The organism is Serratia sp. PL7 (assembly GCF_945957435.1).
On record NZ_CAMFLB010000003.1, the window covers coordinates 34961 to 55242 of the forward strand.

20 protein-coding genes are annotated in these 20282 nt (G+C 59.7%); 11 read left to right on the forward strand and 9 right to left on the reverse strand.

The window, feature by feature from the left end; genetic code table 11:
- The first annotated feature begins 76 nt into the window (after nt 1-76).
- The 4 genes from dksA to folK all read left to right on the forward strand — a co-directional run bounded on the left by dksA (nt 77) and on the right by folK (nt 3625).
- On the forward strand, nt 77-532 hold the full coding sequence (dksA, locus tag N6G83_RS18285) for an RNA polymerase-binding protein DksA (RefSeq protein ID WP_004937569.1): 456 nt from the start codon (nt 77-79) through the stop codon (nt 530-532).
- A 72-nt stretch (nt 533-604) separates the two neighbouring features.
- Complete coding sequence (gene gluQRS / locus N6G83_RS18290; RefSeq protein WP_025304222.1) at nt 605-1516, forward strand: tRNA glutamyl-Q(34) synthetase GluQRS; 912 nt, start codon at nt 605-607, stop codon at nt 1514-1516.
- A gap of 61 nt (nt 1517-1577) precedes the next feature.
- Nucleotides 1578-3125, forward strand: a complete 1548-nt coding sequence (gene pcnB, locus N6G83_RS18295) for a polynucleotide adenylyltransferase PcnB (protein ID WP_071826146.1) — start codon at nt 1578-1580, stop codon at nt 3123-3125.
- Nucleotides 3125-3625, forward strand: coding sequence for a 2-amino-4-hydroxy-6-hydroxymethyldihydropteridine diphosphokinase (folK, locus tag N6G83_RS18300; protein ID WP_043141296.1), 501 nt, complete (start codon nt 3125-3127; stop codon nt 3623-3625). Before pcnB ends, folK begins: the two co-directional genes overlap by 1 nt.
- A 5-nt stretch (nt 3626-3630) precedes the next feature.
- On the opposite strand, the gene qseC is transcribed toward folK, so the two are convergent.
- Nucleotides 3631-4989 (reverse strand): quorum sensing histidine kinase QseC, encoded by a 1359-nt coding sequence (gene qseC, locus N6G83_RS18305; RefSeq protein WP_089181280.1) that lies wholly within the window; start codon nt 4987-4989, stop codon nt 3631-3633.
- Nucleotides 4986-5648: a quorum sensing response regulator transcription factor QseB gene (gene qseB, locus N6G83_RS18310; RefSeq protein WP_004937550.1), complete on the reverse strand. Its 663-nt coding sequence runs from the start codon at nt 5646-5648 to the stop codon at nt 4986-4988. The genes qseC and qseB overlap by 4 nt, the downstream gene beginning before the upstream one ends.
- 166 nt (nt 5649-5814) lie before the next feature.
- On the opposite strand from qseB, the gene panB reads away from it, so the two are divergent.
- The 3 genes from panB to panD all read left to right on the forward strand — a co-directional run bounded on the left by panB (nt 5815) and on the right by panD (nt 8013).
- A complete protein-coding gene (gene panB / locus N6G83_RS18315) occupies nt 5815-6609 on the forward strand; it encodes a 3-methyl-2-oxobutanoate hydroxymethyltransferase (RefSeq protein WP_025304226.1) in 795 nt (264 codons plus the stop codon).
- Between the two features lie 23 nt (nt 6610-6632).
- Nucleotides 6633-7487, forward strand: coding sequence for a pantoate--beta-alanine ligase (panC, locus tag N6G83_RS18320; RefSeq protein WP_049296228.1), 855 nt, complete (start codon nt 6633-6635; stop codon nt 7485-7487).
- A 145-nt stretch (nt 7488-7632) separates the two neighbouring features.
- Nucleotides 7633-8013: an aspartate 1-decarboxylase gene (gene panD / locus N6G83_RS18325; RefSeq protein ID WP_004937544.1), complete on the forward strand. Its 381-nt coding sequence runs from the start codon at nt 7633-7635 to the stop codon at nt 8011-8013.
- A gap of 34 nt (nt 8014-8047) precedes the next feature.
- On the opposite strand, the gene N6G83_RS18330 is transcribed toward panD, so the two are convergent.
- The 3 genes from N6G83_RS18330 to N6G83_RS18340 all read right to left on the reverse strand — a co-directional run bounded on the left by N6G83_RS18330 (nt 8048) and on the right by N6G83_RS18340 (nt 11196).
- Nucleotides 8048-9328 carry a polysaccharide deacetylase family protein gene (locus tag N6G83_RS18330; protein ID WP_049208402.1) on the reverse strand — a complete coding sequence of 427 codons (1281 nt, stop codon included), beginning with the start codon at nt 9326-9328 and terminating at the stop codon, nt 8048-8050.
- A gap of 177 nt (nt 9329-9505) precedes the next feature.
- Nucleotides 9506-10276: an ABC transporter permease gene (locus tag N6G83_RS18335; protein WP_260515637.1), complete on the reverse strand. Its 771-nt coding sequence runs from the start codon at nt 10274-10276 to the stop codon at nt 9506-9508.
- Entirely contained in the window at nt 10273-11196 is a 924-nt protein-coding gene (locus N6G83_RS18340; RefSeq protein WP_015379030.1) for an ABC transporter ATP-binding protein, read from the reverse strand. The genes N6G83_RS18335 and N6G83_RS18340 overlap by 4 nt, the downstream gene beginning before the upstream one ends.
- Nucleotides 11197-11406: 210 nt before the next feature.
- On the opposite strand from N6G83_RS18340, the gene can reads away from it, so the two are divergent.
- Nucleotides 11407-12063, forward strand: coding sequence for a carbonate dehydratase (can, locus tag N6G83_RS18345; protein ID WP_016930066.1), 657 nt, complete (start codon nt 11407-11409; stop codon nt 12061-12063).
- A gap of 38 nt (nt 12064-12101) precedes the next feature.
- Here can and hpt read toward each other — a convergent pair whose 3' ends face one another.
- Nucleotides 12102-12638 carry a hypoxanthine phosphoribosyltransferase gene (hpt, locus tag N6G83_RS18350; protein ID WP_048234659.1) on the reverse strand — a complete coding sequence of 179 codons (537 nt, stop codon included), beginning with the start codon at nt 12636-12638 and terminating at the stop codon, nt 12102-12104.
- A 98-nt stretch (nt 12639-12736) separates the two neighbouring features.
- Entirely contained in the window at nt 12737-14380 is a 1644-nt protein-coding gene (gene cueO, locus N6G83_RS18355; protein WP_147823233.1) for a multicopper oxidase CueO, read from the reverse strand.
- Between the two features lie 217 nt (nt 14381-14597).
- On the opposite strand from cueO, the gene N6G83_RS18360 reads away from it, so the two are divergent.
- The 3 genes from N6G83_RS18360 (at nt 14598) to speD (ending at nt 16756) form a co-directional block, all read left to right on the forward strand.
- Nucleotides 14598-14945, forward strand: a complete 348-nt coding sequence (locus N6G83_RS18360; protein WP_004937515.1) for a YacC family pilotin-like protein — start codon at nt 14598-14600, stop codon at nt 14943-14945.
- A 125-nt stretch (nt 14946-15070) separates the two neighbouring features.
- Nucleotides 15071-15934, forward strand: a complete 864-nt coding sequence (gene speE / locus N6G83_RS18365) for a polyamine aminopropyltransferase (RefSeq protein WP_043141308.1) — start codon at nt 15071-15073, stop codon at nt 15932-15934.
- A 27-nt stretch (nt 15935-15961) separates the two neighbouring features.
- On the forward strand, nt 15962-16756 hold the full coding sequence (speD, locus tag N6G83_RS18370; RefSeq protein ID WP_004937510.1) for an adenosylmethionine decarboxylase: 795 nt from the start codon (nt 15962-15964) through the stop codon (nt 16754-16756).
- Between the two features lie 32 nt (nt 16757-16788).
- Here the strand turns inward: speD and yacL are convergent, their stop codons facing one another.
- Nucleotides 16789-17151: a protein YacL gene (yacL, locus tag N6G83_RS18375; RefSeq protein ID WP_004937507.1), complete on the reverse strand. Its 363-nt coding sequence runs from the start codon at nt 17149-17151 to the stop codon at nt 16789-16791.
- Between the two features lie 139 nt (nt 17152-17290).
- Entirely contained in the window at nt 17291-19888 is a 2598-nt protein-coding gene (gene acnB, locus N6G83_RS18380; protein WP_049205547.1) for a bifunctional aconitate hydratase 2/2-methylisocitrate dehydratase, read from the reverse strand.
- Nucleotides 19889-20282: the final 394 nt, after the last annotated feature.

The following is a 20282-nucleotide window of genomic DNA, read 5'->3' on the forward strand; positions in this document are numbered from 1 at the left end:
CTTCTGTTATTTATAGCGGCCTGTTTTTCCCCCGCATTGGGGATTCGATAGTGCGTGTGTATGTAGGAGAAGCAACATGCAAGAAGGGCAAAACCGTAAAACCTCGTCCTTGAGCATTCTCGCCATCGCTGGGGTGGAGCCGTACCAAGAGAAGCCGGGCGAAGAGTACATGAACGACGCCCAGTTGTCGCATTTCAAGCGCATTCTTGAAGCGTGGCGCAACCAGCTCAGGGACGAAGTGGACCGTACTGTATCGCATATGCAAGAAGAGGCAGCCAACTTCCCTGATCCGGCCGACCGCGCTACCCAGGAAGAAGAGTTCAGCCTTGAACTGCGTAACCGTGACCGTGAACGCAAACTGATCAAAAAGATCGAGAAAACGCTGAAGAAAGTGGAAGACGATGATTTCGGCTACTGCGAATCTTGTGGCGTGGAGATCGGCATTCGTCGCCTCGAAGCGCGTCCGACCGCCGATCTGTGCATCGACTGCAAGACGCTGGCTGAGATCCGCGAAAAGCAGATGGCCGGCTAATACCGTTGTTACCGCTGCGGCGTGCGCACCTGCGTGCGCCGCACAGAGAAAAGGGAACCTCTCCCCTCTGATATGCAAGAAAGTCATTATGTGGGGCGCTTTGCCCCATCGCCTTCCGGGGATCTGCATTTCGGTTCGCTGATTGCCGCTCTGGGAAGCTACCTTCAGGCTCGCGCCCAACGCGGGCAGTGGCTGGTTCGCATCGAAGATATCGACCCGCCGCGCGAAGTCCCCGGCGCCGCCGCTCGCATCCTGTCCGCGCTGGAACATTATGGTCTCCACTGGGACGGCCAGGTCATCTATCAATCCCAACGTCACGACGCCTATCGCGCCGCGCTGGATCTGTTGCAGCGCCAGGGGCTCAGCTATTACTGCACCTGCACCCGCAGCCGCATCCAGCACATCGGCGGATTGTACGACGGCCACTGCCGCGATTTGCAGCTCGGCCCGCAGGGTGCCGCCATCCGCTTGCGTCAGACCGCCCCCGTTTACCGGTTCCACGATCGCCTGCAGGGAGAATTGCACGCCGATCCGGCGCTGGCGGGGGAAGACTTTATCATTCGCCGCCGCGACGGGCTGTTCGCTTACAATCTGGCGGTGGTGATCGACGACCATTTTCAGGGCGTGACCGAGATTGTCCGCGGCGCCGATCTGATCGAACCGACGGTGCGCCAAATTGCCCTTTACCGCCAGCTGCAGGCGCCGGTGCCCACTTATGTGCATCTGCCGCTGGCGCTGGGTGCCAACGGCATCAAGCTGTCGAAGCAAAACCATGCGCCGGCATTGCCCGCTGGCGATCCGCGGCCGGTGCTGATCGCCGCGCTGAAATTTCTGCGCCAACCGCTGCCGGAAAGCTGGCAAGATCTTGACCTGCCATTATTATTGAGCTGGGCGATCGAACACTGGCGGTTGGAAAACGTGCCGCGTCAGGAGGCTATCCCTCTGGATGAAAACACGCCGGCATTCTCAAAGGAGCCATGGTGAGCTATGATTAGCCGCTATTTTTTGTTAGCTCCATTTTTATCAGTCACTATCGAGGTGTACCATTTTTACCCGAGTAGCCAACTTCTGTCGTAAGGTACTGACCCGCGATGACAAGCTGCCCCGCGACGACGCGGCGGCCGGCGATAAAAACGTAGTCCGCGAAGAGCGTGCCGCGGCGCCAAGCCGCCCTGCGCCGCAGCCGCGCGCCGCCGATAACGGCAGCAACGCCCCTGCCCGCCGCTCAACGCCGCGCAAGCGTCCGCCTTTTCCTATCGCCGAGAGCAACGACTCGATGACCGTGATCCCGCGCGAACAGCACTCGATCTCCCGTAAAGACATCAGCGAAAATGCGCTGAAAGTGCTTTATCGCCTGAACAAGTCCGGCTACGAGGCCTATCTGGTCGGCGGCGGGGTGCGCGATCTGTTGCTCGGCAAAAAGCCGAAAGACTTCGACATCACCACCAACGCCACGCCGGAGCAAGTGCGCAAGCTGTTCCGCAACTGCCGCCTGGTCGGCCGCCGTTTCCGCTTGGCGCACGTGATGTTCGGGCCGGAGATCATCGAAGTGGCCACCTTCCGCGGTCACCACGAACAGAATCAGGAATCCGACAAGAACTCGTCTCAGCAGGCGCAAAACGGCATGCTGCTGCGCGACAACATCTTCGGTTCGATCGAGGAGGACGCCCAGCGCCGTGATTTCACCATCAACAGCCTGTACTACGGCGTGGCGGATTTCACCCTGCGCGATTACGTCGGCGGCCTGAACGATCTGAAGCAAGGCGTGATCCGCCTGATTGGCGATCCAGAAACCCGCTACCGCGAAGATCCGGTGCGCATGCTGCGCGCGGTGCGCTTCGCCGCCAAGCTGGATATGCGCATCAGCGAAGAGACCGCCGAGCCGATCCCGCGCCTGGCCTCGCTGCTGCACGAGATCCCGCCGGCGCGCCTGTTCGAAGAATCCCTCAAGCTGCTGCAGGCGGGTTACGGTTTCCAGACCTACCTGAAGCTGTGCGAATACCAGCTGTTCCAACCGCTGTTCCCGCTGATCGCCCGCAACTTCACGCCGAACCACGATACGCCGATGGAGCGCATTCTGGCGCAGGTGCTGAAGAACACCGATCACCGTCTGCAGAACGACATGCGCGTCAACCCAGCCTTCCTGTTTGCCGCCATGCTGTGGTACCCGCTGCTGGAGCACGCGCAGAAGCTGGCGCAGGAAAGCGGCCTGGCGTACTACGACGCCTTCGCGCTGGCGATGAACGACGTACTCGACGAGCAGTGCCGCTCGCTGGCGATCCCGAAACGCATCACCACGCTGGTGCGCGATATCTGGCAGCTGCAGCTGCGCCTGTCCCGCCGTCAGGGCAAACGCGCGCACAAACTGATGGAACATCCGAAATTCCGCGCCGCCTATGATTTGCTGGCGCTGCGTGCGGAAGTGGAAGACAATCAGGAGATGCTGCGTCTGGCCGAGTGGTGGGGTGAGTTCCAAGACGCCACGCCGGCGCGGCAGAAAGCCATGCTGAGCACCCTGGGTGACGATCCGGCGCCGCGCCGCGCGCGTCAACGCCGTCCTCGTCGCCGGGCACCGCGTAAAGAAGGGGCATAATGATCCGCGTTTATATCGCGCTGGGCAGCAACCTGGCGCAGCCGCTGCAACAGGTTAACGCCGCGCTGGAGGCGCTGGAGCATCTCCCGCGCACCCGGCTGGTCACCTGTTCTTCGTTTTACCGCACCAAGCCGCTGGGGCCGCAAAACCAGCCGGACTTTCTCAACGCGGTGGTGGCGCTGGATACCCTGTTGCCGCCCGAACAGCTGCTCGACCATACCCAGGCGATAGAACGCAATCAGGGGCGCGTGCGCAAGGATGAACGCTGGGGGCCGCGCACGCTCGATTTAGACATCATGCTGTACGGCGACAAGGTGATCCATACCGATCGCCTGACCGTACCGCATTACGGCCTGAAAGAGCGCGAATTCATGCTCTACCCGCTGGCGGAAATCGCCCCCGATCTGATTTTCCCCGATGGCGAACCGCTCGCCAGCTGCCTCAAGCGCGTGCCGGAAAACGGCATGGCGCTATGGCATCAGCCAAAACCGAAATCCTGACCTACCTACAGCGCCAACCGCGCAACGAATCCCCCCGCCGAGCGATTGGCGAAACTGATCTGTAAACCATGCAAGCCGGCAATACGCTGCACGATAGATAACCCCAGCCCGCTGCCGGTTTGTTCCTGTCCCGGCGGGCGATAGAAACGTTCTCCCAGCCGCGCCAGATGCTCCGCGGTCACCCCCGGGCCGTCATCCTCTACCGTCAGCGAACGTTCGCTCAGCGTCACGGTGACGACGCCGCCCTGCGGGGTATAGCGCACCGCGTTGTCCAGCAAGTTGCGCAATAGCAGCGACAACAGCAAGGTTTCCCCCTGACGCGGCGGTGGCGTTCCCCGATGTTCATAGCGCAGCGTCACACCCGCCGCATGGGCTTGCCGATCCTGTTCCGCCAGGGTCATCGTCACCAGATCGTTCCAGTCGATCGGCGTCAGCTCGGCCAGATCCGACAGCGAATCCAGCCGCGACAGCGTCAGCAGCTGATCCACCAGCCGGGTCGCGCGATCGATGCCGACCGTCAGATTGTCCAGCGCGTGCTCGCGCATCGGCGCATCATCCCCCGCCAACTGCACCACTTCGGTCTGCACCCGCAATGCCGCCAATGGGCTGCGCAATTCGTGCGCGGCATCGGAGGTGAAGCGTCGCTCTCGCACCAGCAAAGCGTTGATGCGAGCGAACAGCGCATTGAGTGCATCCACCAGCGGGCGCACCTCGGTCGGCACCTGGCGCGCATCCAGCGGCGTGGCGTCATCGGGTGCACGCCGACGCAAACCGGCGGCCACCGCACGCAGCGGCCGCAGCTCGCGCCCCACCATCAGCGCGATCAGCAGCATCAGCACCGGCAGCGTCGCCAGCCAGGGCACCAATTGGCCCGTCACCATGCCCAGCGCCATATCGCGCCGGTAATCCCACTCCTGCCCCACGACAATGCGGTAGCGCCCGTCCGGGCTGGTCAACCATACCAGGCGCCAGCTGTCATCATCGCCTTTGCGCTCACCGTCGGTAAAACCTTCACGCTCCCCGTCAAACAGGAAATCAGCGCCGTTCTCACCGTCGTTGAGCAGCATCTTGCCGTCGCGATCGAAGATGGCGAACGCCAGCGCGTCGTCGTCCTGCTCGCCGCGCTTGCCATGATGCACCAGCTTCTTGGTTTTCGGCAGGCTGCGCGCACTTTCATCGGCCAGCAGATCGCCGAGGTTGGCGGTCGCCAGTCGTTTGGCGAACAGCATCTGTTGGGTGTCGAACACTTCGTTGATGGTGTTGCGCGACATCACCCAGGCCACCACGCTGGCGGTGCTCCAGGTCAGCAGCGCCAGCAGGCTGAAGATCAGGATCAGGCGCAGCCGCAGGCTGAGACGCTTCACGGCGCATCCCCCAGCGTGTAACCCACGCCGTGGATGGTACGGATGAAGCCGTTGCCCAGCTTGCGCCGCAGGTGGTGAATATGTACCTCCACCGCGTTGCTGCTCACCTCGTCATCCCAGTTGTACAGCTTCTCCTGGATCAACGGCCGCGCCAGCACCCGCCCCTTGTTGTGCAGAAACAGCTCCAGTACCGCCAATTCGCGCGGCGTCAGCGTCACCGGCTCGCCGTTGCAGCTCACGCTGCGGGTGGCGCTGTCGAACACCACGTTGCCGTGCGTCAGCTGTGGCATCAGTTGGCCGTGGCGACGGCGGATCAGCGCCTGCAGGCGCGCCGCCACTTCGGCCAGCGCGAACGGCTTGCACAGGTAATCGTCGGCGCCGCTTTGCAGCCCGCTGACCCGCTGCTCCAGCGCGTCGCGGGCGGTGAGGATCAGGACCGGCACGTCCTGCCCCGCCTGGCGCCACTGGCGCAGCAGATCCAGGCCGTCGAGGCCCGGCAGGCTGAGATCGAGGATCACCGCGTCGTACGGCGCACTGTCCAGCGCATTTTTGCCGACGGCGCCGTCGGTGAACCAGTCCAGATTGAAGCCGAGTTTGGTCAGCCCGGCCTTGATGCCGTCACCGATCAGTTTGTCATCTTCGATCAACAGAATTCGCATGAGTATCCCTTTTGAGTCTTGGCGCCATTGCACCACAAGGTTCTTAAGAACCGCTTAAGCATGGCGATCCGCGCTACCCACCCCGATCGGGTTACAGTAGAATGGCTGCACTTTTTTGCAGCCTGGGCCTGCGTAAGCCGCACGGCCCGTTTCAGGAGACGTTGTGATGAAACCCACCACCGTGACCCATTTGCGCCAGTGGAAACAGGAGCAGCGCAAGTTTGCTACCCTTACCGCCTACGATGCCAGCTTTGCCAAACTGTTTGAAGAGCAAGGCATCAAAGTCCTGTTGGTGGGCGATTCGCTGGGCATGACGCTGCAGGGCCACGACTCCACGCTGCCGGTCACCGTCGCCGACGTGGCCTACCACACGCGCGCCGTGCGCCGCGGCGCGCCGGCCTGCCTGCTGCTGGCCGATCTGCCGTTCATGAGTTACGCCACCCCGGAACAGACCTTCGCCAACGCCGCCGAGCTGATGCGCGCCGGCGCCAACATGGTGAAACTGGAAGGTGGCAGCTGGCTGTGCGACACGGTGAAAATGCTCGCCGAGCGCGCCGTGCCGGTGTGCGGCCACCTGGGCCTGACGCCGCAGTCGGTCAACGTGTTCGGTGGCTATAAGGTGCAAGGGCGCGACGAACTGGCCGCCAAACAGCTGCTGCAGGACGCGCAGAATCTGGAACTGGCCGGCATTCAGCTGCTGGTGCTGGAATGCGTGCCGACCGAGCTGGCGCGCCAGATCACCGAAGCGTTGTCCATTCCGGTCATCGGCATCGGCGCCGGCAGCGGCACCGACGGCCAGATCCTGGTGATGCACGACGCCTTCGGCATTACCGGCGGCCACACGCCGAAGTTCGCCAAGAACTTCCTGGCGCAGAGCGGCGATATCCGCACGGCGGTGCAGCACTACATTCAGGAAGTGGAGCAAGGCCTCTACCCGGCGGCTGAACACTCTTTTAACTAAGCGATGGTTCCAGGAGTCACCCAATGATTATTATCGAAACCCTGCCGATGCTGCGTCAGCAGATCCGCCGCTGGCGCCAGGAAGGCAAACGCATCGCGCTGGTGCCGACCATGGGCAACCTGCACGACGGCCACATGACGCTGGTCGATGAAGCGCGTGCCCGCGCCGACGTGGTGGTGGTGAGCATCTTCGTCAACCCGATGCAGTTCGATCGGCCGGACGATCTGGCGCGCTACCCGCGCACGCTGCAGGAAGACAGCGAGAAGCTGACCCGCCGCGGCGTCGATCTGGTGTTCGCGCCGGCCCCGGCCGCGGTCTATCCGCAGGGGCTGGAGCAGCAGACCTACGTCGACGTGCCCGGCATCTCCAGCATCCTGGAAGGCGCAAGCCGGCCGGGCCACTTCCGCGGCGTTTCCACCATCGTCAGCAAGCTGTTCAACCTGGTGCAGCCTGATTTGGCCTGCTTCGGCGAGAAGGATTACCAACAGCTGGCGCTGATCCGCAAAATGGTGGCGGACATGGGTTACGACATCGATATCGTCGGCGTACCGACCGTGCGCGCCAAAGACGGCCTGGCCCTCAGCTCGCGTAACGGTTACCTGACCGCCGAAGAGCGCAAGATCGCGCCGCAGCTGAGCAAGATCATGAACGCGCTGGCGCAGCAGCTGGCCAATGGCGAACGCCATGTTGAAACGCTGTTGGAGCAGACCGCCGAGCAACTGCGCGCCGCCGGCTTTACGCCGGATGAGCTGTTTATTCGCGACGCCGATAGCCTGCAGCCGCTGACGGTAGATAGCCAGCGGGCGGTGGTGCTGATGGCCGCCTGGCTGGGCAAGGCGCGTCTTATCGACAACCAGCAGGTTGACCTGACGCTATAAGCCGTTTTTTATACTGTCGTCACCCTGAAGCCTTGGCCATTGGTAGACAATGGCGGAGCAATCGGTGACGATAGAGATTGCAGGGATGCAGGAGAGATGTTCAACCCCAGCGCCTGTGAAGGCCGATATTCAGTTAGGTAAAGCTATGATACGTACTATGCTGCAAGGCAAGCTGCATCGCGTCAAAGTCACTCAGGCTGACTTGCACTATGAAGGATCCTGCGCCATCGACCAGGATTTTCTGGAAGCCGCCGGCATTCTGGAATATGAAGCGATCGATATTTACAACGTGGATAACGGCCAGCGCTTCTCCACCTACGCCATTGCCGCCGAGCGCGGTTCGCGCATCATTTCGGTCAACGGCGCCGCCGCGCGCTGCGCCTGCGTGGGCGACAAACTGATCATCTGCTCCTATGTGCAAATGACCGACGCCGACGCCCGCCAGCACCACCCGAAAGTCGCCTATTTCGAAGGTGACAACAACCTGCAGCGCAAGGCGAAAGCCGTGCCGGTTCAGGTCGCCTGACAATAAAACGGGCGCCTTACGCGCCCGTTCTTCCCTACTGCACCACCACCGTACCCGGCTTGTTGGCTATCCGATCCGCCATGGTCTGGATCGAGTCGGTGCGCAGAATATACAGCCGCTTCAGCGTATAGGGGTTATCCCCCGGCTTCACCTTGCCCTGCACCGTGGTCACCGCCAGATGGAACCCAGCGTCCTGCGCCGCCTGAATCGCCCGTTGGTTATAGCCGCCGAACGGATAAGACAGATACAGCACGTGCGGATTGAACTGCGACAGCGCGCGGCGCGAGCGCTCAAAATCGAACTCGATATTGTGCAACGAACGGCTCAGCAAAATCGGCTGGCGGTTGCCGTCGGTGCGGTGCAGAAAATGGGTATGCGACTGCACGTCGAACACGTCCTGAATCTGCTTGAGCTCCGAAACGCTCATAAACTGCAGCGAGTCCGGGTTCCATTTCTGCGGGTGGCGTTTGATGCGCGAAGAGATGATGAACGCCGTGGCGCGGAAACCGTAATCCTTCAGCACCGGGTAAGCGTAGCGATAAACCGACTTCAGCCCGTCGTCGAAGGTCAGCACGATCGCCTTGCCAGGCAGGTTGATCTGATTTTTCAGGTAGGCTTCCAGCTGATACAGCGAAATGGTGTCGTAGCCCGCCTGCTTCAGATAGGTCATTTGGTTGCTGAACGCCACGTCTGAGGTGGTGGTCGAGGTGTGGCGGAAGCGTTTGTTCTCTTCGTTTTTCAGCAGGTGGTGGTAAGTCAGCACCGGTATGCCGTTATCGATCTCGCAGTCCAACTCATTAATGAACCCCAGCCGCTCGCCGATGTTGACCTCGTACCAGGTGTTGTTCAGGCGATCTTTCAGCTTGCCGATGATGGGATAGCGCAGGTTGCCTTCCAGCGTGCCCAAGACCTCGCTGTCCTTGTCCGCTGCGGTGTATACGTCTATCGTTTTTTGCGTGATCAGATTCTGGTTGGTCAGCGGTTTGTTCAGCTCGCCCAAATCGTCTTGCACCTTGCGCGACTTCTTCAATTCACGCACGTCGTCTTTATCGATAAAGCCGGTACCGTGCCCGAATTTGAATTCGTAGTATTCCGCATCCGCCGGGAAGACTTGGATCAGCTGCCCGCGCTTCACTTCCCCTACCGGGATCACATGCTCGCCCACCAACGCATAGACTTCGCTATCGCGCTGCGCTTCCATGTATTCAGATTTAACCGCGCCGTCTTCCGACAGCAGATTAGCCAGGCTCACAGGGGAAACCAACGACATCAGAATGCCGAGTAACCCAGCCGTTAACGTGTATTGAGACCGCATGATGATGTTCTGCTTACGAGTGCGTAATGACAAAAGTGAAGGAAATGTGGAGCGCCAGCATAGCACGATTTGAACAGCGGGGAACTAGCGGTTATTTGAGCAATTCTATTGATTTACGCGCCGCCTGCGCCAAATCAAGAAAGGCGCCCCCGCCGGGAAAGCGGGAGCGCGATATGATCAGCTGCGCAGGCCGCGGCCGCGCTCGATCAGATACCAGGACAGCAGATAGAACAGCGCGATAAACGCCACCAGCACCGCCATGGTGAACGCCAGCGGCACATCGTTGATGCCGAGGAAGCCGTAGCGGAAGCCGCTGATCATATAGACGATCGGATTCAGCTTGGACACCGCCTGCCAGAATGGCGGCAGCAGCGACAGCGAGTAGAACACCCCGCCCAAGTAAGTCAGCGGCGTCAGCACGAAGGTCGGGATCAGGCTGATATCATCGAAAGTGGTGGCAAACACCGCGTTGATCAGCCCCGCCAGCGAGAACAAGATCGCCGTCAGCAACAGCGTCAGCGCAATCACCCACCAGGCATGTACCTGCAGCGGCACGAAGAACAGCGAGATGATGGTCACCAGCACGCCGACGCAGATACCGCGGGCCACGCCGCCGCCGACATAGCCGGCGATCACCACGTGGGTCGGCACCGGCGCCACCAGCAGTTCCTCAATGTTGCGCTGAAACTTGGCGCTGAAGAACGACGAGGCGACGTTGGCATAGGAGTTGGTGATCACCGCCATCATGATAAGGCCGGGCACGATGAACTGCATGTAGCTGAAGCCGTGCATATCGCCGATGCGCGAACCGATCAGGTTACCGAAGATGATGAAGTACAGCGTCATGGTGATCACCGGCGGCACCAGGGTCTGGATCCAGATGCGCGCGAAGCGGTTTACCTCTTTGGCCCAGATGCTTTGTAAGGCCACCCAATACAAACGCGTCATGCTTTCTCTCCATTGCCGTTAACCAGGGTGACAAACAGCTCTTCCAGGCGGTTCGCCTTATTGCGCATGCTCAGCACCTGCACGCCCTGCGCGCTTAGCTGGGCGAACAGGCCGTTCAGCCCCTGCTCGCGCATCACCTCCACTTCCAGCGTCGAGGTATCCGTCAGGCGGCTGTGGTAACCGTCCAGCTTCGGCAGCGGGCTCTTCGCCGCCAGATCGAGGATGAAAGTTTCCGACTTCAGCTTGGCCAGCAGCCCTTTCATCGAGGTGTTTTCCACCAGTTCCCCGTTCTGGATGATGCCGATGTTGCGGCACAGCATTTCCGCCTCTTCCAGATAGTGGGTGGTGAGGATGATGGTGGTGCCTTGGGCGTTCAGCTCTTTCAGGAAGCCCCACATCGAGCGACGCAGTTCGATATCCACCCCGGCGGTCGGCTCATCGAGGATCAGCAGCTTCGGTTGGTGCATCAACGCGCGGGCGATCATCAGACGGCGCTTCATGCCGCCGGACAGCATACGGGCGCGCTCGTTGCGCTTGCCCCACAGATCCAGCTGATTGAGGTATTTCTCGGCGCGCGCCATCGCTTCACGCCGCGTGACGCCGTAGTAACCCGCCTGGTTCACCACGATCTGCAACACGGTCTCAAACGGGTTGAAGTTGAACTCCTGCGGCACCAGGCCGAGCTGGCGCTTGGCGTTGACGATGTCTTTATCGATGTCATAACCGAACACCCGCACGCTGCCGGCGGTTTTGTTCACCAGCGAGCTGATGATGCCGATGGTGGTGGACTTTCCGGCGCCGTTTGGCCCCAGCAGAGCATAAAAATCCCCCGCTTCGACGCTCAGGTCGATGCCGCGCAGCGCCTTGACGCCACCGGCGTAAGTCTTGGTCAGCTGCGCTAATTCCAGTGCATAATTCATATGTAAAATAGTACCTTATGACGATGAGTATGCCGCCGCGCCCCTGTTTGCGAGGCTTGAAACACTAACAATAATCCTAGCATCGACGGCGTTTTCACTGCGTCGAATCCGTGCGGTAAATGAGGTTGCACCACTGTTCCGATTTCCAAATTGTGACGCTTACCCTATATTACTCCAACGCAATCTGTTCGTTACGGGTCAATCACCTTCATGAAAGAAATCGAAGAGCTTATCGCCAACAACCAGGCCTGGTCGGCCAATATCAGTCAGGAAGACCCGGAATTTTTTGAACGTTTAGCCCAGGCGCAAAAGCCCCGCTTCTTATGGATTGGTTGCTCTGACAGCCGCGTTCCCGCAGAACGCCTGACCGGCCTCGAGCCGGGTGAACTGTTCGTCCATCGCAACGTGGCGAACCTCGTTATCCATACCGATCTTAACTGCCTGTCGGTGGTGCAGTATGCGGTAGATGTGCTGGAAGTCGAACACATCATCATCTGCGGCCACCTGGGCTGCGGCGGCGTGCAGGCGGCGGTGGAAAACCCGGAGCTGGGGTTGATCGACAACTGGCTGCTGCACATTCGCGATCTGTGGTACAAGCACAGCTCGCTGCTGGGCGAGCTGCCGCCGGAACAGCGTTTCGACATGCTGTGCGAGATCAACGTCATTGAGCAGGTGTACAACCTGGGCCACTCCACCATCATGCAGTCCGCCTGGAAGCGCGGCCAGAAGGTGATGATTCACGGTTGGGTGTACGGCATTCAGGACGGCCGTCTGCGCGATATGGAAGTGCTGGCGACCAGCCGCGAGAGCCTGGAGATGGGCTACCGCAAAGCGATAGCCAAACTGAAGCAGGATAAAGGCGTATAACCCCGCCGCGGGCGCGGCTTGCCGCGCCCCACATCCAATTACTCGTCCAGCAGCACCACTTTGCCGACGTACGGCAGGTGACGGTAGCGCTGAGCGTAGTCGATGCCATACCCCACCACGAACTCATCCGGGATCGAGAAGCCGACATATTCGACCGGCACCTGCACTTCACGGCGCTCAGGTTTGTCCAGCAAGGTGCAAATCGCCAGCGATTTCGGCCCGCGCAGCGCCAAAATCTCGCGCACTTTGTTCAGCGTGTTGCCGGAATCGATGATGTCTTCCACGATCAGCACGTCTTTGCCGCGAATGTCTTCGTCCAGATCCTTGAGGATCTTCACGTCGCGGGTGGTGGACATACCGCTGCCGTAGCTGGAGGCGGTCATAAAGTCGACTTCGTGCGGCACGTCGATCGCGCGGCAGAGATCGGCCATGAACATGAAGGAGCCGCGCAGCAGCCCGACCAGCACCATGTCGCTGCCGCTGTCGCGGTAATGTTCGGTGATCTGGCGGCCAAGTTCGGCGATACGGGTCTTAACTTCCTGCTCGGAAATCATTACGTCTACAGTGTGTTTCATAGTATTCAGGTCAGTTGCCGGAAGAAAGGCGCAGAGTTTAGCATAGCCTTTCGCCGGTGGCGACGCGAGCGCACCGCCACCTGAGCGATGAACCGCGATCAGTCGTCGACGGTAAAGCCCATCATCATGCCGGTATCTTCATGCTCCAACAGGTGGCAGTGGGCCATATACGCATGTTCGCTGCTTGCCGGATGATCGAAACGCACCAGCACTTCGCTGCGCCAACCTTCGACGCGCACCGTGTCCTTCCAGCCGCTGCGATGCGCCGCCGGCGGTTTGCCGTTTTCCGACAGGATACGGAACTGGGTGCCGTGAATGTGGAACGGGTGCAGCATCATGTCGCCCTCACCGGAAATGGTCCATTTTTCATACTGACCCCGTTTGGCGGCAAACATCGGTTTGTTCATGTCGAAGGCCTTGCCGTTGATCATGTTGCCGTGGCTGAAATCGAACGGTTTGGCTTTGCTCTGCGCGCCGCCGTGATCCATCCCGGCCATCTTGCCATGATCCATGCCCTTCATGTTGCCGTGGTCCATGCCCTGCATGCCGCCCTTCTCCATGCCTTTCATGTCTCCAGCGCCCGTCGCGCCATGATTCATGCTCATGCCGGCCATCGCCTGGTGACCATAACGATCCATCAGCGCCTGCATGCCGAGCATATCCAGCTGCGGATCCATCATCAGCTGCAGCCAACGCTCCTGGATACCAGTGGTGGCAGGCAATGTCGGCAGCTTCACCAGGCTGTCCGGCATGGTTTTGATACCCTGTGCCAACGACGGCTGAATGCGCAACACCGGCAGCGGCTGATCGAACGGAGCCAGCGTCATGCCCATCTGTTTCACCGGCAGCGTCACGATATCGAACGCTTTCCCGTCGGAGGCATCCACCAGCACTTCAAAGCGTTCGCCCATCAGCATCGGCAGCTCGGTCAGCTTCACCGGCTCCGCCAGGAAACCGCCGTCGCTGGCGATAACATACAGCGGACGGTTGTCACTGGCCGCCAGATTCAACGAGCGGGCGTTGCAGCCGTTGAGAAAACGCAGACGCAGCCAGCCGCGCGACGCCAGATGTTGCGGATACTGCGCGCCGTTGGTGAACATGCGATCGCCAAACCAGCCTACCGCCGCGCTCATCACGTCCAGGCGGTATTCGATCTGCGCGTCTTTGCCCAGCCGCTTATCCTGCAGGATCACCGGAATATCATCCTGCCCCCAGGTTTTCGGCAGCGGCAGTTTGGCGCTTTCATCGTCTTCCAGCAGCACCAACCCCGCCAGCCCCATCATCACCTGGCTGCCGGTTTTACCGTGCGTGTGCGGGTGGAACCAGCAGGTAGCGGCCGGTTGTTCGACGGTGAAATTCACCGTGCGCGTCGCGCCGGGGTGGATCAGCGCCTGCGGGCCGCCATCGACGTCGCCGGGAATTTCCAGCCCGTGCCAGTGGACGGTACTGGCCTCCGCCAGGCTGTTTTTGATATCGACCGTCACCGGCTGGCCACGCTGCAGCTTCACCGCCGGCCCGAGCAGCGCGCCGTTGAATCCCCAGGTTTTGGTGGCGGCACCGGGCAACCAGCGGGTTTCACCCGCCTGCAGCGCCAGCGCAATCTTTCCCTGCGCGTCCGGCATCAACAGCGGCGGTACCGGCAAGGCCGGCCGATCGGCCGCCCAGGCGGCCCGGCTCCATAACGGCAATGCGCTCGCCGCGCCCAGCGCAGCGGTTAATTTAATAAAATCACGGCGTAACATCGCTGACTCCCTTTTCTCAGTGACATAACTCAATGCCGTCAGCCTAAACCTTCCCCCAGGCGGAAGGTCAAGCCTTTCCTGGCGGTATTTTAAGCTATGCCTCACAATCAAGAGAGTATGACCGGCACGCGCGACGCCGGCCCGGCAGCAATAAAATTTGGTGCCTTTACAGGCAAGTGTGGTAACGTCAGCAGACGACAAACAGGCCTATTTCATGATGAAAAAAACAACGTTATCGATGCTGTTGCTGGCGATGCTGGGCTTCTCCAACGCCAGTCTGGCGCTGAATGAATCCGAGGCGGAAGATCTGGCCGATCTGACGGCGGTATTTATTTATTTGAAAAATGATTGCGGCTACAACGATTTGCCAAATGCGCAAATCAAACGCGCCATTGTCTATTTCGCGCAACAAAACCGCTGGGATTTGAGCAACTACAACAGCTTTAACATGAAGGCGCTGGGCGAAGACAGCTATCGCGATCTCAGCGGCATCGCCATTCCAACGCCTAAGAAGTGCAAATCGCTGGCGCGCGACTCTTTGAGCCTGCTGGCCTACGCCAACTAATTCCGCCCCTCTCCCCCACCCGCCTTTCGCTCTCTCTGTCTGAAATTCAACCGTGCATCGCCAGACAGAGTTAGCTATGATGTTGCGCCGATTTTTCATGGCTGTTATTACGGAGTTTCCCGCACATGACCCAGAAAGAAATTTGGTACGAAACGCTGCATACGGGCTTCGGCCAGTATTTCTCGGTAGAGAAGGTGCTGTACCGCGAGAAGACCGATCATCAGGATCTGGTGATCTTCGAGAACCCGGTCCTGGGGCGCGTGATGGCGCTCGACGGCGTGGTGCAAACCACCGAGCGTGACGAGTTCATCTATCACGAAATGCTGACCCACGTGCCGCTGCTAGCGCATGGCCAGGCGAAGAAAGTGCTGATCATCGGCGGCGGCGACGGCGGCATGCTGCGCGAAGTCAGCCGGCATCCTGGCGTGGAGCAGATCACCATGGTCGAGATCGACGCCGGTGTCGTCGAGTTCTGCCGCCAATACCTGCCCAACCACAGCGCCGGCGCCTATGACGATCCGCGCTTCAAGTTGGTGATCGACGACGGCGTCAACTTCGTGAATCAAACCGACGAAACGTTCGATGTGATCATCTCCGACTGCACCGATCCGATCGGCCCCGGCGAAAGCCTGTTCACCTCGGCGTTTTATGAAGGCTGCGCCCGCTGCCTGAATGAGGGCGGCATTTTCGTTGCGCAGAACGGCGTCTGCTTCCTGCAACAGGACGAGGCAATCAACAGCCACGCCAAACTGAGCCGCTACTTTAGCGACGTCAGCTTCTATCAGGCGGCGATCCCGACCTATTACGGCGGCATCATGACCTTTGCCTGGGCGAGCCAGAACCCGGCACTGCGCCAGATCGATCTGCCGACTCTGCAACAGCGCTTTAACCAAAGCGGCCTACACTGCCGTTATTACAACCCGGCAATTCACGTCGGCAGCTTTGCCCTGCCGCAATATTTGCTCAATGCCCTGAACGTAACACGTTAAGCGAGAAGATAAAGGAGGTGGCCTAAATTGCATAAGCTAAAACTGCACGGCTTCAACAACCTGACCAAGAGCCTGAGTTTTTGTATTTACGATATTTGTTATGCCAAAACCGCGGACGATCGCGACGGCTATATCGCCTACATAGACGAACAATATAACGCCAACCGGCTGACCGAGATCCTGAGCGAGACCTGCTCGATCATCGGCGCCAATATTCTGAACATCGCGCGTCAGGACTACGAGCCGCAGGGCGCCAGCGTCACCATCCTGGTCAGCGAAGAGCCCATCGATCCGAAAGACGTCGATACGTCGGAACACCCAGGCCCGTTGCCGAATACGGTCGTCGCGCACCTGGACAAAAGCCATATCTGCGTACATACCTACCCGGAAAGCCATCCGGAAGGCGGGCTATGCACCTTTCGCGCCGATATCGAGGTCTCGACCTGCGGCGTCATTTCGCCCCTCAAGGCGCTGAACTACTTAATTCACCAACTGGAATCCGACATCGTCACCATGGACTATCGCGTGCGCGGTTTTACCCGCGACGTGAACGGCGTGAAACATTACATCGATCACGAGATCAATTCGATCCAGAACTTTATGTCGGAAGACATCAAGGCGCTGTACCACATGATGGACGTGAACGTTTACCAGGAAAATATCTTCCATACCAAGATGTTGCTGAAAGATTTCGATCTGAAGCACTACCTGTTTAACGCGGAGCCGGAGGCGTTGAGCGCAGCCGAACGCAAGCAGATCACCGATCTGTTATGGAAAGAGATGCAGGAAATCTATTACGGCCGCAATATTCCGCATCTGTGATGGAAAGGGCGCGGCACGCCGCGCCCTGATGCTTAGTACTTCAGCATGAAAGAACGATAGGCCTTCAACACCAGCAGGAAGTCCTCAACGCCGCAGAATGAGAGGCTTTCTTCGTCGTAGTAGTTCATCCCCTCTTCCATTTCATCGCCCTCAAACTCCAGCTGATTGGCGCGGATCATCACTTCTTCACCATCCATCAGCAGCGTATATTCATGGCCTTCCAGCTGCCATTGACGCTCGCTGCCTTTGACCTCGGCCGCACCGGCTTCAATCCGGTCCAGCAGGTTGAAATCGCCTTTAACTTCTTCGTTGATCCAGTGGCCAATCGCTTCATGCCCCATCGAAAATCTGACGATCACCTGACCGGTGACGTCACGCAGAAATTCGTAATCCATAGCATGCCCTCCTGAGCCCTTTTTCTTAGTGTAAACATAAATGGCGGACTAACTCAGTGAGCGCTCGCAAAGTTGGCAACTGAGCAAAATAAAACGGGAGGCCAAGGCCTCCCGTTAAACAGTTGCGCAATATAGCGGCTTACACGGCGGTTTGGAAGATCACGCCGTCGGCTTTTTCGGTGTACTGCCCCAGCTGGTCAAAGTTCAGGTAGCGGTAGGTATCCGCCGCCGTCTTGTCGACCTGCGCCATATAGGTCTGGTACTCGTCCGGCGTCGGCAGGCGGCCCAACAGGGACGCTACCGCGGCCAGTTCGGCAGACGCCAGATAGACGTTGGCACCGGTGCCCAGACGGTTCGGGAAGTTACGGGTCGAGGTGGATACCACCGTCGCGCCGTCCGCCACGCGCGCCTGGTTGCCCATACACAGCGAGCAGCCCGGGATCTCGATACGCGCACCGCTCTTGCCGAAGACGCTGTAGTAGCCTTCTTCGGTCAGCTGAGCCGCATCCATCTTGGTTGGCGGCGCCACCCACAGACGGGTCGGCAGCTGGCCCTTGTGCTGATCCAGCAGCTTGCCGGCCGCGCGGAAGTGGCCGATGTTGGTCATGCAAGAACCGATGAACACTTCATCGATTTTGCTGTTGGCCACGTCGGACAGCAGGCGTGCATCGTCAGGATCGTTCGGCGCGCACAGGATCGGCTCTTTGATCTCGTTCAGATCGATGTCGATCACCGCTGCGTATTCCGCATCCGCATCGCCTTCCAGCAGTTGCGGATCCGCCAGCCATTTTTCCATGCCCTGAATACGGCGCTCCAGCGTACGGCGATCGCCGTAGCCTTCGGAGATCATCCACTTCAGCAGCACGATGTTGGAGTTCAGATACTCTTCGATCGGCGCCTTGTCCAGCTTGATGGTACAACCGGCGGCGGAACGTTCGGCGGACGCATCGGTCAGCTCAAACGCCTGCTCGACCTTCAGGTCCGGCAGGCCTTCGATCTCCAGAATGCGGCCGGAGAAGATGTTTTTCTTGCCCTTCTTCTCGACGGTCAGCAGCCCTTGCTGGATCGCGTAGTAAGGGATGGCGTGCACCAGATCGCGCAGGGTGATGCCCGGCTGCATTTTGCCTTTGAAGCGCACCAGCACCGACTCAGGCATATCCAGCGGCATCACGCCGGTCGCGGCGGCAAACGCCACCAGGCCGGAACCGGCCGGGAAGGAGATGCCGATCGGGAAGCGGGTGTGGGAATCGCCGCCGGTGCCGACGGTGTCAGGCAGCAGCATACGGTTCAGCCAAGAGTGGATCACGCCGTCGCCCGGACGCAGCGAGACGCCGCCGCGGTTCATGATGAAGTCAGGCAGCGTGTGGTGCGTGGTCACGTCGACCGGTTTCGGGTACGCGGCGGTGTGGCAGAACGACTGCATGACCAGATCGGCGGAGAAGCCGAGGCAGGCCAGGTCTTTCAGTTCATCGCGGGTCATCGGGCCGGTGGTGTCCTGAGAACCGACGGAGGTCATCTTCGGTTCGCAGTATTCGCCAGGGCGAATGCCGGCGACGCCGCAGGCGCGGCCGACCATTTTCTGCGCCAGCGAGAAGCCTTTGCTGCTCGCGGCAACCGGTTTGGCGATACGGAACACGTCGCTGTGCGGCAGGCCCAGCGCTTCGCGCGCCTTGGTGGTCAGGCCGCGGCCGATGATCAGCGGGATACGGCCGCCGGCGCGCACTTCATCCAGCAGCACGTCGGTTTTCAGCTCGAAGTTGGCGATCAGCGCACTGGTCTCGTGGTTGCGTACTTCACCTTTGTACGGGTAAACGTCGATCACGTCGCCCATGTTCAGCTCGGACACGTCCACTTCGATCGGCAATGCGCCAGCATCTTCCATGGTGTTGAAGAAGATAGGTGCAATCTTGCCGCCCAGCACCACGCCGCCGCCGCGCTTGTTCGGCACGTGCGGGATGTCATCACCCATGAACCACAGCACCGAGTTGGTGGCGGATTTACGGGAGGAACCGGTGCCGACCACGTCGCCGACGTAGGCCAGCGGGAAGCCTTTCTTGTTCAGCAGCTCGATCTGTTTGATCGGGCCAACGCTGCCCGGCTGATCCGGCACGATGCCTTCACGTTCGTTTTTCAACATCGCCAGCGCGTGCAGCGGGATGTCAGGACGCGACCAGGCGTCCGGCGCCGGAGAAAGGTCATCGGTGTTGGTTTCGCCGGTGACTTTGAACACGGTGACGGTGATCTTTTCCGCCAGCTCAGGGCGCGACAGGTACCATTCGGCATCGGCCCAGGACTGCATGATCTGCTTGGCGTGCGGGTTACCGGCCTTGGCCTTATCTTCCACGTCGTAGAAGTTGTCGAACATCAGCAGCGTGTGGGACAGCGCTTTGGCGGCGATAGGCGCCAGCGTTTCGTTGTCCAGGGCATCGATCAGCGGATGAATGTTATAACCGCCCTGCATGGTGCCTAACAGTTCAATGGCTTTCTCGGGGGTAACCAGGGGGGATGTCGCTTCGCCTTTGGCGATGGCCGCCAGGAAACCTGCTTTAACGTAGGCGGCTTCGTCGACGCCCGGTGGAACACGGTTAATCAGCAGGTCTAACAGGAATTCTTCTTCGCCTTTTGGCGGATTCTTCAGTAGTTCGACCAGCGCGGCCATTTGGGTGGCGTCTAGCGGCTTAGGGGCGATGCCCTCAGCAGCACGCTCGGCTACGTGCTTACGGTATTCTTCTAGCACGACGTTCTCCTCGCTCTCATTGTCATTTATTGTGCCTGGCGTATATGCAAACCGGGTTTATACCCTTGGGGTTTCACTCTGTGGCTAGGCGATCGGCCCGTAAAGGCCCCGAAACGGTGATTGGGGCAAACAAGCACGGTCAAACAGCGTTACAGCATGAAAGACTGATGGGTAGAGCGCACGGCGATATTGATGCCATCTATCCTGACGGGGCACTGCTGTCGATGTCCTGGACTGTAAGGTACAGTGCCCGGTTCCGCTCAGCCAGCATATCAGGATTTGAAACGGTTGTTAATTCGTTCACATAAAAGCAACATTAAATCTTTGCTGAATCGTTGAGCGCAGCGTAATCGGCTGCCGGACAAACAGGGCATTATATCCACATAATTAAAAC